The sequence below is a fragment of the Nonomuraea sp. NPDC049129 genome, from assembly GCF_040648495.1.
GTDB lineage: Bacteria > Actinomycetota > Actinomycetes > Streptosporangiales > Streptosporangiaceae > Nonomuraea.
Genome location: NZ_JBEZDU010000014.1, coordinates 104,284 through 120,932, shown reverse-complemented (window position 1 = coordinate 120,932; position 16,649 = coordinate 104,284). Strand labels below are relative to the sequence as shown.

Sequence of the window (16,649 nt, the reverse complement as noted above, 5' to 3'; positions counted from 1 at the left end):
CCTGGCTGACATGATTCTGATCACCGGTGCCACGGGCACCATAGGCAGCCAGACCGCCCGCCTGCTCATCGAGCGCGGCGAGGCCGTACGGTCGATGACCCGGGACCTGTCCCGCGCGCCCGGCGGCGAAGCCGTCCAGGCCGACTTCGAAGACCCGCGATCGCTGCGGCGGGCGTTCGAGGGCGTGTCGGCCGCCCTCCTGCTGACCGGATTCGGCGGGCGGCTGAAGGAGCACGACCAGGCCATGATCGAGGCGGCCGTGGCGGCGGGCGTCAAGAAGGTGGTGAAGCTCTCGGCCATCGGCACGGGCGACTCCGACGATCCCGGCGATGTCAGGTCGTGGCACGTGCCGGGCGAGGAGGCCATCAAGGCGAGCGGCATGTCGTGGACCATGCTGCGCCCGGCCGGCTTCGCCTCCAACTCGCTGGGCTGGGCGGAAGCCGTCAGGTCGGGCGGCCCGATCCCCAACTTCACCGGCGACGGCACGCAGCCCATCATCGACCCGCGCGACGTCGCGGCCGTGGCGGTGGCCGCTCTCACGACGAGCGCGCACGACTCGCGCACCTACGACCTCACGGGCCCGGAACTGCTCAGCGTCCCCGACCAGGTGGCGATCCTGGCCAAGGTGCTCGGCCGCCCCCTGGAGACCGCCGAGATCCCCATCGAGGCGGCCAAGGAGCAGATGCTCGCCTCGGGCGCCGATCCGAGCCTGGTCGCGGTCGCGGCGACGGGCTGGACCATGCTCAAGGAGGTGGGCTGGCCGCATCTCTCGGACGACGTCCAGTCGGTGCTGGGCCGCCCGGCCACCTCCTACGAGTCCTGGGTCCAGGACCACCGGGCCGCTTTCAGCTAAGGGAGGGGTAGGCGTGGGCGAGGTGCTCGGCGACCGCGTTCGCGGCCTCGTCGGGATCGCCCGCCCGTACGGCCGCGAGGATGCGTTCGTGGTCGGCGCGCAGCACGGACGTGTCGCCGAGCCGCGTCACCGCCTCCACCGCGTAGCGTCTCATCGAGTCGCGCAGCGACCGCATGATGGCCGCGATCAGCCGGTTCCCCGACGCGTCGGCCAGCGCGCAGTGGAAGGCGGTGTCGTGCTCGACGAACTCCTCGGCCGACGTCGCCGCGTCCATGCCCGCCAGGGCCGTGGCGAGGCCGGAGGTGTCGGATCCGGCCGAGGCGGCGCGGGCCGCCGCCCAGCGTTCGATCATCAGCCGGGTGTCGATCACCTCGCGCAGCTCCAGGCTGGCCAGTCCCAGATGCAGCCGGAGCAGATCGGTGAGCGCCGTGTCGGGGCGGGAGGTCAGCACCGCCCCGGCATCCGGACCCCGCCCCACCTGCGACGACACCACGCCGAGCGTCTCCAGCACGCGCATGGCCTCCCGTACCGACGAGCGGCTGACCCCCAGCTGCTCGGCGAGGCTGCGCTCGGCGGGCAGCCGGTCGCCCGCCTTGAGACCGTCCTCGGCGATGCGCCGTTCGATCTGTGCGATGACGTCCTCGAACGTACGGGTCCGCCGGACGGGCTGCCAGTCGGCCACCATTGTCCCCCTCGTGCGGCTTCGATATGGTCAGACCATACTGTGGTCAGACCATACATCGGAAGGAGAGCCGTGCGAGTCGCCCTGTTCATCACGTGCGTGAACGACACGCTCTTCCCCGGCACCGGCAAGGCCGTCGTGTCGCTCCTGCGCAGGCTCGGCTGCGAGGTGGACTTTCCCACCGCCCAGACGTGCTGCGGCCAGATGCACGTCAACACGGGCTACCGCGACGAGGGAGTACGGCTGGCGCGCCGCTTCACCGAGGTGTTCGCCGGGTACGACGCGGTCGTCGCGCCGTCCGGATCGTGCGCCGCCATGGTGCGCGAGCAGTATCCCAAGCTGGTCCGGCAGGGGAGCAGGGGAGCGGCGGCGATCGCCGAGGTCGCGCCCAAGGTCTACGAGCTGTCCGAGTTCCTGCTCGACGTCCTCAAAGTCGACGACGTAGGCGCATATTTCCCACATCGAGTGACATATCACCCGACGTGTCACTCGCTGCGCGGGCTCCACCTCGGCGACCGTCCGACCAGGCTCCTCCAGAACGTCCGGGGCCTGGAGCTGGTCCCGCTCCCGGCGGCCGAGGAGTGCTGCGGCTTCGGCGGCACCTTCTCGGTCAAGAACCCGGCCGTCTCCGCCGCCATGGGCGCCGACAAGGCGCGCAGCGTGCTCGACACGGGCGCGGAGGTGCTGTGCGCGGCCGACAACTCGTGCCTGATGCACATCGGCGGCACGCTCGGCCGTCAGCGGACCGGTGTCCGGGTCATGCATCTCGCCGAGATCCTCGCCTCCACGGAAGAGGGCGGTGCCCAATGAGCGCGACATTCCTCGGCATGCCAGGAAATTTCCCGAAAAATGCGGCGGAGGCCGTACAGAACTCTCAGCTCCGCTACAACCTCCGCAAGGCCACGCACACCATCCGCGGCAAGCGCGCGAACGTCGTCGGCGAGCTCCCCGACTGGCAGGAGCTCCGCGCGGCCGGCAAGGCGATCAAGGACGACACCCTGCGCCACCTCGACCGCTACCTCCTCCAGCTGGAGGAGGCCGTGACCAGGGCGGGCGGCCACGTCCACTGGGCCCGCGACGCCGACGAGGCCAACCGCATCGTCACCCGGCTGATCCAGGCCACGGGCGAGAGCGAGGTGGTCAAGGTCAAGTCGATGGCCACCCAGGAGATCGGGCTCAACGACGCGCTGGCCGCCCAGGGCATCACCGCCTACGAGACCGACCTGGCCGAGCTGATCGTGCAGCTCGGCGACGACTTCCCGAGCCACATCCTGGTGCCCGCGATCCACCGCAACCGGGCCGAGATCCGCGAGATCTTCCTCGACAAGATGCGCCCGGTCCCGGCGGACCTCACCGACGAGCCGCGCGCGCTGGCCGAGGCCGCCCGGCTGCACCTGCGCGAACGCTTCCTCAAGAGCAAGGTCGCCGTCTCGGGCGCCAACTTCATGATCGCCGAGACCGGCACGCTGGTGGTGCTGGAGTCCGAGGGCAACGGCCGGATGTGCCTTACGCTGCCGGAGACCCTGATCAGCGTGGTCGGCATCGAGAAGCTGCTGCCCTCCTGGCGCGACCTCGAGGTCTTCCTGCAGCTGCTGCCGCGCAGCTCCACCGGCGAGCGCATGAACCCCTACACCAGCATGTGGACCGGCTCGGCCGAGGGCCAGGACTTCCACCTGGTGCTCCTCGACAACGGCCGCACGAACGTGCTCGCCGACGAGGTGGGCCGCCAGGCGCTGCGCTGCATCCGCTGCTCGGCCTGCCTGAACGTCTGCCCGGTCTACGAGCGCGCGGGCGGCCACGCCTACGGCTCGGTCTACCCGGGCCCGATCGGCGCGATCCTCACCCCGCAGCTCAGGGGCATGTCGTCGGAGCTGGACGCCTCGCTGCCGTACGCCTCCAGCCTCTGCGGCGCCTGCTACGAGGTGTGCCCGGTCGCGATCGACATCCCCGAGGTGCTCGTGGACCTGCGCGCCAAGGTCCGCCACGCGCCGGCCGAGCGGGCGGGCATGCGCGTCGCGGGCTGGATACTCAACGACGAGGTACGGCTGGCGAAGGCGCAACGCCTGGCCACCCGCTTCCGCAAGGTGGTGCCGAAACGCCTGCCGGGCCCCCTGTCGGCCTGGACCGACACCCGGGACCTGCCGGAGATCCCGGAAGAATCATTCAGAGACTGGTGGGAGCGGAATGAGCGCGCGTGACGAGATCCTGGCCAGGGTCCGCCGAGCCGTGGCAGGCGCCCCCGAGGTGACGATCCCGCGCGGCTACCGTACGGCCACGCAGGTAGAAGACCTCGTGGGGCTGTTCGCCGAGCGGGTGGACGACTACCGCGCCGTCGTGCACGTGCTGCCCGCGGCCGAGGTGCCCGGCAAGGTGGCCGAGCTGGTGGCCGGCCGCCGGATGGTCGTGCCCGACGGGCTGCCGCCGGAGTGGCAAGTGCCCGGCGCCGTCGCGGGCGGCTCCGTGGCCGAGCTGGACGCCGCCGACGGGGTGATCACCGGCTGCGCGGTGGCCATCGCCGAGACCGGCACGATCGTCCTCGACTCGGGCCCCGGCCAGGGCCGCCGGGCGCAGACCCTGGTGCCCGACTACCACCTGTGCGTGGTCCGCGCGGACCAGATCGTGGCCGGCGTCCCCGAGGCGGTCGCCCGGCTCGACCCGGTCCGCCCGCTGACCTGGATCAGCGGCCCGTCGGCCACCAGCGACATCGAGCTCAACCGGGTCGAGGGCGTACACGGGCCGCGGACGCTGGAAGTGATCATCAGTACCTGATGACCGCCGCCGCGTCCGAGATCTCCGGGCTGAACCACAGCTCGGCGTCCGTCATGGTCGCGGCTCTGGTCAACGCGGAGTCCGCGCGCTCCGGCACCGGATCCTCCACCCCCCAGCCGCGTAGCTCTTCGGGGGCGGTGGCCAGCTGCGTGCCGCCTCCGCCGCCGATCCACATGGGCTTGGTCACCTTGCCCGGCATCAGCACCGCGTGCACCCTGCCCTCCCGCAGGGCGTGCGCGACTTCGGCCAGCCCGGTGGGCCCGCCGGTCTCCCGGTAGCGGTCGAGCAGCTCCGCCCGCCGGCGGTCGAGGTAGGAGTCGAGCGCGGTCTCGACGTCTCGTGCGAACTGCTCGTGGTCGGCGCGGCTGCCGTGTTCGACCATCATCACGCGGTCCACGGACTTCGTACCGAGATGATCGCAGACCAGCGAACGCGACTTCGGGTCACCGGCCACCACGACGAGTTCGAGGCCGAGCCGCCGGACCTGCTCGTCGATCTCGTGCGCGACGGCCTTCGCGCTCTCATCCCACGTCTCCTCCATGCCGCGCTCGAACCGTTTCCGCGACCAGCCACCCCAGCTGGTCCTGTGCAGCGGCCACGGGGTGGGCGCCACGGTGGCCCGCCGGGGGGAGCCGCTGCCGAAGACGGTCAGCTCGGTGCCCGAATGGTCCACGATGGCCCGCAGGTGCGGCAGGTTCTCCCCGCGCAGCATCAGCATGGGCGTGACCAGGGGCAGCGGACTGTACGCGGCCAGCTCCGGCGCCTCGGCGAGCGTCTCAGCCAGCACCACGTCGCCATGGGTGGCGAACATCACCCGCGCGGCCACCGAGCCCGCCGCCTCCGCTTCCAGAGCGTCGAGCGTGTCCGGGTCCACCTCGCCGCGGAGCTGGGCGCGCAGGTCGTGCCAGTGCTTCTCGCGGTCGCGCCCGGCGAGGGTGCTCAGATAGACCGAGGCGTACGGCCCGCGGCGTTCATAGAGCGGCCGGATGAAGTCGAGCCGCACCACTCACCACCTCCGCTTCTCCATGCTGAGCCCAAGCGCCTCCGTGGCCTGCCCAATCGTGTGGTACTGCCGCTCCGGGAGCGAGTGCAGCAGCTCCAGCACCTCGTCGGGCGCGTGCCGGTGCTCGGCGTGCCGCAGCAGGTCCTCCCTGGATGAGGGGAAAGAGGTGTCATTGACCCATTCGAAGAGCTCGGCGCCCTCGGCGTGCGTGGGGCCGCCGCCCCTCTCGCGCTCGCGCTTCTCGTCAAGGTGTTCGGCGCTGCCACATTCCATGGTGGTCTCACTCCTCTCTAGGGCGACCTACCCCCGCTTTCATGGGCAAACATCGCGGCTGTGTACCCTGCCGAGGGTGTTCGATCCCGGTGTGAGAATCACCACCGCGCGGCTCGTGCTCCGGCCTTTCGGCGTCTCGGACGCCGACCGGATCCGCTCGATCGTGCAGTCCGGTGCCCAGTTCCTGCCGCCCGGCACCCCCGCCAAGGTGTCGGGCATCGCGCAGTGGCTCAAGACCGGCGTGCACGAGCTGCGCCGCTCCGGGCAGGGCGTGCACCTGGCGATGGCCGACGCCGACGACCGCGTCGTGGGCGCCATCAGCCTGTTCAAGACCGCGTGGGGCGCGGGAACGACCGAGGTCGGGTACGGCGTGCACCCCCTCTACCGGGGCCGCGGGTTCGCGCCCGAAGCCGTACGCGGGCTGGTCGAGTGGGTGTTCGCCACCACGGAGCTGCGCAGGATCGACCTGACGGCCAACCTCGACAACCTGGCCTCGCTGCGCGTCGCACAGAAAGCGGGCTTCACCTGGGAAGGCGTGCTCCGGGACGCCGCGATGGAGGACGACGGGCCGCACGATCTGGTGATGTTCGGCCTGCTGCGCGGCGACAGCCGCGTCCCGTGCGACACGCTGCCCCGCACCGAGCTGCGTACCCGGCGGCTGCTGCTCAGACAGCCGGCCGAGGCCGACGTGGCGGACCTGGCGGCCACGGGCGCCGACCCGCTCACCCAGGCCGAGACCGGGCTGCCGCGCGGCTACACGGTGGCGGACGCCCGCGCGTTCATCGGCGCCGCCGAGCGGATCCGGATCAGGGGACAGGGGATCGCCTACGCCGTGGAGGAGCTGGCCGGCGGCCGTTTCGTGGCGAACGTGGACCTCAGGGACGCCGACTGGGTCAACAGATCGGCGGAGGTCGGCTACATGACCGCGCCCTGGGCCCGCGGCCAGGGGTACGCGGGGGAGGCCGTGCTGGCGATCGCCCGCTGGCTGTTCGTCACGCAGGGCTTCGGACGGCTGCAACTGCGGGCGGCGGTCACCAACGTGGCCTCGCAGCGGGTGGCGGAGAAGGCGGGCTTCGTCCGCGAGGGCGTAGCACGCAACGCGCTCCAGGGGCGTGACCTGGTCGTCTACAGCCTCACACCGGCCGATCTGGCGTGACGGATCTCACCGGTCCGGCCGGACAGGACGGGGTGGTTCGTGCGGACAGGCATACCGGACAGGCGTTCGTACCCTTTGTGAAACACCGCGGCACCCGTCACCCTTAGTGGTGAGGCGGTGGTGCGCATGATCACAGTGGTCGGGTGGGACGGATCGGAGCTGTCGGCCAGGGCGGTCGAGCGGCTGCGCGGGGCGACGCTCGTGGTGGGGCCGGACGCCATCATCGGGCAGCTCAGGCTGACCGCTTCGGTCGTGGCCGACGGGTCGCTGCTCCAGACCCTCGACAGCCACTTCGAACAGGGCCAGGGCGCCGCCGTGGTCGTCGCCGAGGGTGATCCCGGCTTCTTCGGCGTGGTACGCAGGCTGCGCGCCCACGGGCTCAAGCCCGACGTACTCCCCGCCACCTCGCTCGTCACCCGCGCCTTCGCCTGCGCCGGGCTCAACTGGGAGGACGCGCTCGTCGTCGCCCCGGCCGGCCCGCACCAGCTCAACCGGGTCGTCAACGCCTGCCGGGCGCACCCCAAGGTGGCCCTGCTGGTCGCGCCCGGCGTCGGGCCCGGCGACATCGCCCGCGAGCTGGCTCCGACGACGCCGCGCGAGCTGATCGTCTGCGAGGACATCGGCGGACCCGATGAGCGGGTCACCCACAGCCGCATGGGCGAGGCCACCACCCGGCCGTGGAAGGACCCCGACGTGGTGCTCGTCATCGACCCCCTCCACCAGGCCAGGGAACCCGGCTGGGTGGCGGGCGCGCAGCCGGGGCCGGCCGAATGGGCGCTGCCGTTCGAGAGCTCGATACCGGCCGAGGTCAGGGCGTACATCCTGGCCAAGCTCGGCCCCCGGCTCGGCGACCTGGTCTGGGACGTGGGCGCCGGCTCCGGCGAGATCGCCGTCGAGTGCGCCCGGCTCGGCGCCGCCGTCGTGGCCGTCGAGCGGGACGAGGCGGCCTGCGCCCGGCTGCGCGCCACCGTGCTCGAACACGGCGTCAAAGTGGCCCTGGCCAGGGGACAGGCGCCGCCCGCGCTCGAACCGCTGCCCGACCCCGACGCCGTCTTCGTCGGCGGGGGCGGGGCCGACGTCATCGTGGCCTGCGCCGCCCGCCGGCCGCGCACGCTGGTCTGCGCGCTTAAGACGGTCGAACGGGTCTCCGCGGTGCTCGACCGGCTCCGCGAGCACGGCTATCGTGCCGAGGGCACGCAGATAATCGCCTCAAAGCTCACCATTCAGCCGGACGGATCGCATAGCCTGGCCGCGGCCGACCCTGTCTTCGTCGTACACGCGACCCCCTCGCGTGTGGCGTGACCTGTTTCAACCGGCACGCATCGGTTATCCTCGCGTGTCTTGCCTACGCACCGGAGATTCCCTCAATGAAGCCCCCGCTCCTGCTCATCGGGCAGGGCTCGAACGATGACGCCGACTCCGCCGAGTTCGGCAGGTTCGTCCACAGGCTCCGTTGCCGCCTGGACCAGCGGGCCGCCGACGTCTCCGGAGGCTATCTGGAGCGCGCCACGCCACGGGTCAGCGAGTCCGTCGCCTCCCTGGTCGCTCGCGGACACCACCGGCTGGTGGCGCTGCCGCTGAGCCTCAGCCGGGTGGGCGCGGAGTTCCCCGCCGCCATGGCCAGGGTGCAGGAACGCCACCCGACCCTCATGTGCGACTACGGCCGCCCGCTGGGGCCCGACCCCCGCGTGCTCGCGCTGCTGGCCGAGCGCCTCAACGACGCCGCCACCGAGATGCCCAAGCTGCGCCCGCTGGAGCTGGTCGGCGGCCGGCCGCGGCTGCGCGCCGTCGACTCGGCGGCCATCGAGCTGCCCCTCCACGTCGAGCCGGGAGAGACCGCGGTCGTCCTGGTCGGCGAGGGCTCCACCGACCCGGCGGCCAACGCCGAGATCCACCGCGTCTCGCGGCTGTTCTGGGAGACGCACGCCTACGACTTCATGACGGTCGAGACCGCCTTCGTCTCGGTCACACCGCCCGGGGTGCCCGGCGGGCTCGAGCGCTGCCGCCGGCTGGGCGCCAAGCGGGTGATCGTCGTCCCGTACCTGCTGTTCGCGGGCGGGATGCTGGAGCGCGTGTGGGCGCAGGCGCTGGCCTACGGCGCCGGCCACCCCGATCTCGACATCCGTTGCGCCGAGGTGATCGGCGACTGCGAGACCCTGGCCGATGTCGTCATCGACCGTTACGAGGAAGCGCTCCAACTGGTCCCCTGACCCCCTACCCGGAGGTAAGCCGTGCTCGCTGAGACGCTCGCCGCGATTCACCCCGCCGACCCGCGCGCCATCGCCGACGCTCGGGCCTACCAGGACCGTCTCACCAAGCCGCGCGGCTCGCTCGGCGCGCTGGAGGAGGTCGCGGTACGTCTGGCGGGCGCCGCGGGCACCACCCCGCCGCCCATGCCGACCCCGGCGGCCCTGGCCATCTTCGCGGCCGACCACGGCGTCCACGCCCGGAACGTCACCCCGTGGCCGCAGGAGGTCACGATCCAGATGGTGGCCAATTTCCTGTCGGGCGGCGCGGTGGCCAACGCCTTCGCCAAGCAGGTCGGCGCGACGGTGACCGTGGTCGACGTGGGCGTCGCGGCGGACCTGCCTGACGCGCCGGGCCTGGTGAAGCGGAAGATCGGCTACGGTACGGCCGACCTGGCGGCGGGGCCGGCCATGACAGTGGATCAGGCCGTACAAGCTCTGGAAGCCGGCATCTCGGTGGCCCGCGAGCTGGTGGCGGGCGGCGCCCGCTGCCTGATCACCGGCGACATGGGCATCGCCAACACCACCGCCTCCGCCGCGCTGATCTCCGCCTTCACCGGCCGGGACCCGGCCGACGTGACGGGCAGGGGGACCGGGATCGACGACGAGACGCACGCCCGCAAGGTGAGCGTGATCCGTGAGGCGCTCCGGGTGAACGGCGTCAACTCCGTCATGTCCCTGCCCAACGACGCCCTGCGGGCCCTGGCCGCCGTGGGCGGGTTCGAGCACGCGGCGCTGGTGGGCTTCATCCTCGGCGGCGCCGCGGCCCGCGTGCCGCTGATCCTCGACGGAGTCATCGCCGGGGCGGCCGCCCTCGTGGCCGCGGCGCTCGACCCCGCCGCGCTGGACCACTGCGTCGCCGGGCATCGCTCGGCCGAGGTGGGCCACACCGCCGCTCTCGGACACCTCGGCCTGCGCCCCATGGTGGACCTGGAGCTGCGGCTGGGGGAGGGCACCGGCGGGCTGCTCGCCTACCCGCTCGTCTGCGCCGCCGTACGCGTCATGCACGAGGTCGCCACCTTCGACTCGGCGGGAGTGACCGAAAAACACGTGTGATGATGGGGCCATGTCGAGATACGGCCCCATGTACGGCCCCGATGTCACCTTCCTCGGCGTCGAGCGGTGCGATGTCGGCGACCCCGCGACGTACGCGGGGGCCGACGTTGTGATCATCGGGGCTCCGTTCGACGGTGGCACCTCCAACCGTCCCGGGGCCAGGTTCGGCCCGATGGCCCTGCGCCAGGCCTGCTACCTGCCGCACGACGGCTCCAGGCCCAGTCTGGCCCTGCGCGTCGACGCGCTGCGGGACCTGCGCGTGCTCGACGCGGGCGACGTCGAGTGCTACTCCGGCGACGTCGAGTCCTCACTGGCCGCCATCGAGGACGCGGTCCACCGCGTCGCCGCCTCCGGGGCCGTGCCGCTCGTCCTGGGCGGCGACCACACGGTCGCGCTGCCCGACGCCAGGGGCACGTCCAGGGCGTACGAGCCGGGCCGGACCTCGATGATCCACTTCGACGCGCACGCCGACACGGGCAACATCGCCTTCGGCCACCTGTACGGCCACGGCCAGCCCATGCGCCGCCTCATCGAGTCCGGCGCCATCCGCGGCGACCGGTTCCTGCAGATCGGGCTGCGCGGCTACTGGCCGGGTCCCGAGACGCTCGGCTGGATGGCCGAGCAGAACATGCGCTCGTACGAGATGACCGAGATCGTCACCCGAGGGCTCGAAGAGTGCCTGACGGAGGCGTTCGGCATCGCGCTCGACGAGTGCGACCAGATCTTCCTGTCCGTCGACATCGACGTCTGCGACCCCGGTCACGCCCCCGGCACCGGCACCCCCGAGCCGGGCGGGCTGTCGGCCAGGCAGCTCCTCGACTCGGTCCGGCGGATCTGCTACGAACTGCCGGTGGCCGGCATGGAGGTGGTCGAGGTGGCTCCGCCGTACGATCACGCGGACATCACCGCGTTCCTCGGGAACCGGGTTATCCTTGAGGCGCTGTCAGCGATGGCCAGACGCCGGAGGGACGATAATGGCGGGCCCCGCTGGGATCCTCACCAGCCGCTCCTTGACGGCCGATAAATCTCTCGGTAAGACCCGGTAGGTTTACCTCTTAACACACCAAGCTTCGCGAACGGGAGATTCCCCAGCATGGGCCCCTACCTCCTCGGCCTGCGGCTTTCCGGGCGCAGGGTCCTCGTCGTGGGCGGCGGGCGCGTCGCGCAGCGGAGGGTGCCCGCCCTGCTGGAGGCAGGCGCCGAGGTCACCGTGGTGTCCACGAGCGTCACCCCCGCTCTCGACGACCTGATCGCCACCGGCCGGGTCACCTGGCACGCCCGCCCCTACGAGGTCGGCGACTGCGACGGAGCCTGGCTCGTCCAGGCGTGCACCGACGACAAGTCCGTCAACACCGCCGTCGCGGCCGAGGCCGAGGCCAAGCGGATCTGGTGCGTGCGCGCCGACGACAAGGACGCCTCCGCCGCCTGGACGCCCGCCTCCGGGCGGGTGGACGAGATCACCGTGGCCGTGACCGCCGGCGGCGACCCGCGCAGGGCGGCCGGCATCAGGGACGCGGTCGTGGGCGCGCTGCGCGACGGCACGGTCGACGCCCGCCGCAGCCGCACCAAGCCCGTCGGAGTGGCCCTGGTCGGCGGCGGCCCCGGCGATCCCGGGCTGATCACCGTGCGCGGCCGGCAGCTGCTCGCGCAGGCCGACGTCGTGGTCGCCGACCGGCTCGCGCCCCGCGCCCTGCTCGACGAGCTGGCGCCCGACGTCGAGCTCATCGACGCCGCCAAGGTCCCCTACGGCAGGTCCCTGTCGCAGGAGACCATCAACGAGTTGCTCGTCGACCGGGCCAGGCAGGGCAAGTTCGTGGTCCGGCTCAAGGGCGGCGACCCGTTCGTGTTCGGGCGCGGCGGCGAAGAGATGATCGCCTGCGCCCAGGCGGGCATCCCGGTGCTCGTGGTTCCCGGCATCACCAGCGCCGTGGCGGTGCCCGCCTCGGCCGGGGTCCCGGTGACGCATCGCGGGGTCAGCCAGGAGTTTCACGTGATCTCCGTGCACGTCGCGCCGGACGACGCCCGGTCGACCGTCGACTGGCCGGGGCTGGCCCGTTCGCAGGGCACGCTGGTGCTCATGATGGCCGTCGAGAGGCTGGCGAAAGTGGCCGAGGCACTCCTGAGAGATGGACGCCCTCCGGAGACTCCCGTAATGGTGGTACAGGACGGTACTCTTCCGACCCAGCGGGCGGTTGTGGCTCCACTTTCCAGCGTGGCCGACCGCGTGTCCGCGGCTGGTATACGGCCGCCGGCGATCGTCATCGTCGGCGACGTCGTAAGGGTCGGCCAGGAGGTCGAGATGGTCAGAGCGGAGCGTCTGCCGTGAACACGGCCATGGATGACGGGCGGCAGGAGTCGCCCGGGGAGCAGACGTTGAGCTTCCGCGCCTTCACGGACGAGTCCGCGGCGCCGGCGGCGGCATCCGCTGCTGACGAGGAGGCTTCGGGCTCGGGCTCGGCTGGGGAGTCGCCCGGCGAGCCGGCGGAGCTCGGGGCGTCGCCGTCCGGCGACGAGCCGTCTGACGAGGCTGATGCGTCGTCAGACGAGCCCTCCGACGAGGCTGAGGTGTCGTCTGACCAGCCACCGACTGATGAGCCTGAGGCGCCGTCCGATGAGCAGCCGTCGGACGAGCCTGAAGCGCTGTCTGACGAAGAGGCTCTTGGTGTTGCCGAGGCGTCTTTCGACGAGGAGCCTTCGGGCGATGCCGAGGCGTTGTCGGAGGCTGAGGCGTGGGCCGAGTTGGTGGAGTCGGCCGCGTTGGCCGATCCCGGGGGCGATGAGCCCGCGGACGACGACCTTCGCCTCGCTGATGACGAGCCTGAGGGGTCGGCGGATGTCCGCCCGGAGCCGTCCGCGTGGCACTTCCCGGACCCGCAGGCCGAACAGGGCTCAGACGACTCGCAGGCCGGACAGGATTCGGATGACGCGCGGGCCGAACAAGTCTCGGACGCGCAGGCCGTACACGCTGAGCCGGTTGAGCCCGTGGCTCCTGCGGAGCCCGTCGGCGCGGAGCAGGCCGCGCGGCCCCCCGCCCGGCGGGTCGAGCCGCTGCCCCCCGAGATGGTCGCCGCGCTGACGGCGGCGCTCGACGCGCTCCGCGAGAGCGTGTCCGACCTGCGGTTCGGCCTGGACCTGCCGGGCGCGGCCGAGGCCAGGCAGGCCCGCGCCGACCTGCTCGCCCAGCTCAAGGACTACGTGCTCCCGCGAGTACGGACGAACACCGCGCCCGCCCTCATCGTGGTCGCGGGCTCGACCGGCGCGGGCAAGTCCACGCTGGTCAACTCCCTCGCCGAGAAGAACATCTCCCGCACCGGCGTACGACGGCCCACCACCGGCATCCCCGTGCTGGTCTGCCACCCGGACGACCGGCAGTGGTTCACCAAGGGCGACCTGCTCGGCGGCATGCGGCGCATCGACAAGCCGTCGCCCGAGGACGGCATCGGCAGCCTGGTCGTGGTCGCGACCGAGAAGCTGCCGCAGGGCGTCGCGCTGCTCGACACCCCCGACATCGACTCGGTCGTCGAGGAGCACCACGAGATCGCCCACCGCATGCTCGACGCCGCGGACCTGTGGATCTTCGTGACCACCGCCGCCCGCTACGCCGACGCCCCCGCCTGGAACCTCCTGCGGCTGGCCAAGGAGCGCGGTGCCCGGCTGGCCATCGTGCTCTCACGGGTCCAGCCGAAGGCGCGTGAGGTCGTACTGAAGCACTTCATCCGGATGCTCACCGAATACGGCTTGGGCGAGGTCGACCGGTTCGTCATCGGCGAGACGAAGGTCGTCGACGGCAGGCTGCCCGATCATGAGATGACCGATCTGCGCCTCTGGCTGGCCGAGCTCTCCGTCGACGAGGACCGCCGCGCGCAGGCCGTACACGAGACGCTCAACGGTGTGCTCGACAGCTTCCGTACCCGCGTCCCCGCCCTGGCCAGGCATCTGGAGGGGCAGGTCGCGTTCCGCACCGAGCTGCGCGCGGACGTGGAGGCGGCCTACATGAGCGCGCTCGCCGAGATCGACAAGGCGACCAGGAACGGCATGCTCGTCCACGGTGAGGTGCTGGCCCGCTGGCAGGACTTCGCCGGGTCCGGCGACCTCATGCGCACGATCCAGTTCCGCAAGCGGGGCAGGTCGAGCAGGCAGGCGCCCGAGCGCGTCACGGCGTTCCGCGCGGCGCTGCGCGCCGGTCTGGAGTCGGTGATCGTCGCCGCCGCCCACCGCGCCGCCGAGGAGGTGGTCGCCCGCTGGCGGCACCGCTCGGAGGTGGGCGGCACGATCGGGGCGGGCCTCGAACGGCCTTCCGACGAGCTCGTACGGCATGCCACCCGGGCCATCTCCGCCTGGCAGGAGCACGTGACGGAGCTCGTACGCACGGAGGGTGTGGCCAAGCGGTCGGTGTCCAAGTTCGTGTCGTTCGATGCCGACTCGCTATCGTTGATCTTCATGGTTGCGATGTTCAGCGGCGGCACCGTCGAAGGCCTGCCGCACCGGCTGGTCAATGCCCTGCTCGGCGCCGAGTCGCTGCGCGGCATCGGCGCCAAGGCACTCAGTGACCTGCGAGCCAGGATCGGCATGCTGTTCGACGAGGAATCCATGCGTTACGTGCAAGCGCTCGACTCGGCCGGGATACCCGACGAGTCCACCGCGACCCGCCTCTACCAGGCGACGTACAACCTCGAGGTCGCTCGATGACCGCCGTCACCACCAGGCCGGGCCTGGCTCCGCGGCTGACCGCCCTGACCAAGGTCGTTGAGCTCGGGCCGGGTCGGCTCGACCAGAAGGTGCTCTCCGAGGCGAGCGCGCTGCTGACGCGGGCCGGCGACCGGCTCAAGCTGTCGTCGGAGCACACTGTGGTCGCCCTTGCCGGTGGCACCGGCAGCGGGAAGTCGTCGCTGTTCAACGCGATCTCCGGGCTGGAGCTCTCGCCGACGGGCGTACGCAGGCCCACCACGGCCCGTACCCACGCCTGCGTTTGGGGGCTGGAAGGCGCCGCGCCGCTGCTCGACTGGCTGCAGATCCAGTGGCGCCACCGCTTCGCCCGCGCCAGCGCGCTGGACAAGGGTGAGAGCCAGCTCCACGGGCTGATCCTGCTCGACCTGCCCGACCACGACTCGATCCGGGCACTCACCGACACCGAGGCCGACCGGCTCATCGGCCTGGCCGACCTGGTGGTGTGGGTGCTCGACCCGCAGAAGTACGCGGACGCCTCCACGCACCGGCGCTACGTCACCGACCTGGCCGGGCACGACGCGATGACCGTGTTCGCGCTCAACCAGGCCGACAAGCTGTCCACCGAGGAGCTCGCCGAGCTGGTCATCGACCTCAACGACCTGCTCCGCCGCGAAGGCGTCGAACATCCCAGCGTGGTACCCACCTCGGCGGTCAGCGGCCGGGGCATCGACAGCCTCAAGAGCGTCATCTCGGGCGCGGTCTCCCGGCGGCGGGCGGCCATCCACAAGATCGAAGCCGACCTGCGCCGGCTGGAGCGGCGTCTCACCGAGACCATGCCGGTCGGCGAGGCCCTCTCCGCGCCGGCGTCGGTCGACGAGGCCCGCAGGCTCGGCCTGACGGACGCGCTCTGCGACGCCGTGGGCGTTCCGGCCGTGGGCGAGGCCATGGAGAACGTCTACGCCGAGCGGTCGAGCCGCTGGGTGGGCTGGCCGTACCCGCGCTGGCTGGCCAAGTTCCGTCCGGACCCGCTCAAGTCGCTGCGCCTGGAGGATGTCAGCGACGAGATCCGCGGCATCACGACCGGTTCGGTGAGCGCGCAGGCCGCCGAGGTGTCCAACGCCGTCCAGGCACTCGCCGACGGGCTGTCGGTCGGGATGCACCCGGTGTGGCGTACGGCGGTGCACCGCGCGGCCCGCTCCCGCTCCAGCCAGCTGCCCAAGGTGCTGACCGAGGACCTCACGGAGGTCGCGCCGGAGCTCGACCGGGTGCCGGGTTGGTGGCGGATCCTGAAGATCTGGCAGTATTTCCTGGTCGGCGCCTTCATCGGCGGACTCGCTTGGCTGGCGGTGGGGCTGACCGTCCCCGGCCAACTCCCCCCGTCCCTCCAACTGCTCGGCGACAGCGCCGCGCTGCCCTGGGTGGGGCTGATGATGGCCTCCGTACTGGGGTTGGGGGCGCTGTCGGGCATCGCGTCACGCAACTTCGTCGTACTCGGGGCATCGAGGGAACGCGAACGCCTGGAACGGGAGATGCGCCGTCGGGTGGCGGCGGTGTCGGAGACCATGGTGGTGGAGCCGGTGGAACGCGAACTGAGCCGCCACCACGCCTTCTACAGCGCCATGCGTGGGCTGTCCGGCTGAGTCCTCAGTAGGCTGGGTGGCTTTTCTCTTACGGCGCTGAGTGCGGTCGACTTTCTCGCGGTGCTGTGCGTGGTCGGTTTTCTCACGGTGCTGTGCGTGGTCGTCTTTCGGAGCGCTCGCCTGGCCTCTTTCGCGGGCAGCCGTCTTGGGGCAGCCTCGTGCACGGGCAGTTACGACAGGGGCGGCTCTCTCCACGGGAAGCCGTCCCAGAGACCGCCTCGCTCCACGGGAAGCCGTCCCAGGGATGGCCCCATTCCACGGGCAGTTCCCACAGGGGTGACTTGTCCACGGGCAGTCACCTCA

General features: G+C 71.7%; 15 protein-coding genes. 12 read left to right on the top strand and 3 right to left on the bottom strand.

What is annotated here, in order from left to right; genetic code table 11:
* The first annotated feature begins 10 nt into the window (after nucleotides 1-10).
* A complete protein-coding gene (locus tag AB0B64_RS36605) occupies nucleotides 11-853 on the top strand; it encodes an NAD(P)H-binding protein (RefSeq protein WP_357953616.1) in 843 nt (280 codons plus the stop codon).
* On the opposite strand, the gene AB0B64_RS36600 is transcribed toward AB0B64_RS36605, so the two are convergent.
* On the bottom strand, nucleotides 846-1,538 hold the full coding sequence (locus AB0B64_RS36600; RefSeq protein ID WP_357644562.1) for a FadR/GntR family transcriptional regulator: 693 nt from the start codon (nucleotides 1,536-1,538) through the stop codon (nucleotides 846-848). The genes AB0B64_RS36605 and AB0B64_RS36600 overlap by 8 nt on opposite strands.
* A 69-nt stretch (nucleotides 1,539-1,607) precedes the next feature.
* On the opposite strand from AB0B64_RS36600, the gene AB0B64_RS36595 reads away from it, so the two are divergent.
* The 3 genes from AB0B64_RS36595 to AB0B64_RS36585 are packed head-to-tail and all read left to right on the top strand — an operon-like array spanning nucleotide 1,608 to nucleotide 4,304.
* Complete coding sequence (locus AB0B64_RS36595; protein WP_357953613.1) at nucleotides 1,608-2,345, top strand: (Fe-S)-binding protein; 738 nt, start codon at nucleotides 1,608-1,610, stop codon at nucleotides 2,343-2,345.
* Complete coding sequence (locus AB0B64_RS36590) at nucleotides 2,342-3,733, top strand: lactate utilization protein B (protein WP_358183240.1); 1,392 nt, start codon at nucleotides 2,342-2,344, stop codon at nucleotides 3,731-3,733. The genes AB0B64_RS36595 and AB0B64_RS36590 overlap by 4 nt, the downstream gene beginning before the upstream one ends.
* Nucleotides 3,720-4,304, top strand: coding sequence for a lactate utilization protein C (locus AB0B64_RS36585; protein ID WP_358183237.1), 585 nt, complete (start codon nucleotides 3,720-3,722; stop codon nucleotides 4,302-4,304). Before AB0B64_RS36590 ends, AB0B64_RS36585 begins: the two co-directional genes overlap by 14 nt.
* On the opposite strand, the gene AB0B64_RS36580 is transcribed toward AB0B64_RS36585, so the two are convergent.
* Both AB0B64_RS36580 and AB0B64_RS36575 read right to left on the bottom strand, forming a co-directional pair.
* Nucleotides 4,294-5,307: a Vms1/Ankzf1 family peptidyl-tRNA hydrolase gene (locus tag AB0B64_RS36580; RefSeq protein WP_358183234.1), complete on the bottom strand. Its 1,014-nt coding sequence runs from the start codon at nucleotides 5,305-5,307 to the stop codon at nucleotides 4,294-4,296. The two genes, AB0B64_RS36585 and AB0B64_RS36580, sit on opposite strands and share 11 nt — an antisense overlap.
* Nucleotides 5,308-5,310: 3 nt before the next feature.
* Nucleotides 5,311-5,580 carry a DUF2795 domain-containing protein gene (locus AB0B64_RS36575; protein ID WP_357953607.1) on the bottom strand — a complete coding sequence of 90 codons (270 nt, stop codon included), beginning with the start codon at nucleotides 5,578-5,580 and terminating at the stop codon, nucleotides 5,311-5,313.
* 91 nt (nucleotides 5,581-5,671) lie between these two features.
* On the opposite strand from AB0B64_RS36575, the gene AB0B64_RS36570 reads away from it, so the two are divergent.
* The 8 genes from AB0B64_RS36570 (at nucleotide 5,672) to AB0B64_RS36535 (ending at nucleotide 16,346) form a co-directional block, all read left to right on the top strand.
* A complete protein-coding gene (locus AB0B64_RS36570; RefSeq protein ID WP_357953605.1) occupies nucleotides 5,672-6,736 on the top strand; it encodes a GNAT family N-acetyltransferase in 1,065 nt (354 codons plus the stop codon).
* 126 nt (nucleotides 6,737-6,862) lie between these two features.
* A complete protein-coding gene (locus AB0B64_RS36565; RefSeq protein WP_357953603.1) occupies nucleotides 6,863-8,038 on the top strand; it encodes an SAM-dependent methyltransferase in 1,176 nt (391 codons plus the stop codon).
* Nucleotides 8,039-8,103: 65 nt separating this feature from the next.
* Nucleotides 8,104-8,946 (top strand): sirohydrochlorin chelatase, encoded by an 843-nt coding sequence (locus AB0B64_RS36560; RefSeq protein WP_357953601.1) that lies wholly within the window; start codon nucleotides 8,104-8,106, stop codon nucleotides 8,944-8,946.
* 21 nt (nucleotides 8,947-8,967) lie between these two features.
* Nucleotides 8,968-10,038 (top strand): nicotinate-nucleotide--dimethylbenzimidazole phosphoribosyltransferase, encoded by a 1,071-nt coding sequence (gene cobT, locus AB0B64_RS36555; RefSeq protein ID WP_357953600.1) that lies wholly within the window; start codon nucleotides 8,968-8,970, stop codon nucleotides 10,036-10,038.
* Between the two features lie 10 nt (nucleotides 10,039-10,048).
* On the top strand, nucleotides 10,049-11,062 hold the full coding sequence (gene speB / locus AB0B64_RS36550) for an agmatinase (RefSeq protein ID WP_358183230.1): 1,014 nt from the start codon (nucleotides 10,049-10,051) through the stop codon (nucleotides 11,060-11,062).
* A 69-nt stretch (nucleotides 11,063-11,131) separates the two neighbouring features.
* Nucleotides 11,132-12,364 carry a uroporphyrinogen-III C-methyltransferase gene (gene cobA, locus AB0B64_RS36545; protein ID WP_357953596.1) on the top strand — a complete coding sequence of 411 codons (1,233 nt, stop codon included), beginning with the start codon at nucleotides 11,132-11,134 and terminating at the stop codon, nucleotides 12,362-12,364.
* Complete coding sequence (locus AB0B64_RS36540) at nucleotides 12,361-14,727, top strand: dynamin family protein (protein ID WP_358183226.1); 2,367 nt, start codon at nucleotides 12,361-12,363, stop codon at nucleotides 14,725-14,727. Before cobA ends, AB0B64_RS36540 begins: the two co-directional genes overlap by 4 nt.
* A complete protein-coding gene (locus AB0B64_RS36535) occupies nucleotides 14,724-16,346 on the top strand; it encodes an ABC transporter (protein ID WP_357953593.1) in 1,623 nt (540 codons plus the stop codon). Before AB0B64_RS36540 ends, AB0B64_RS36535 begins: the two co-directional genes overlap by 4 nt.
* Nucleotides 16,347-16,649 lie beyond the last annotated feature (303 nt).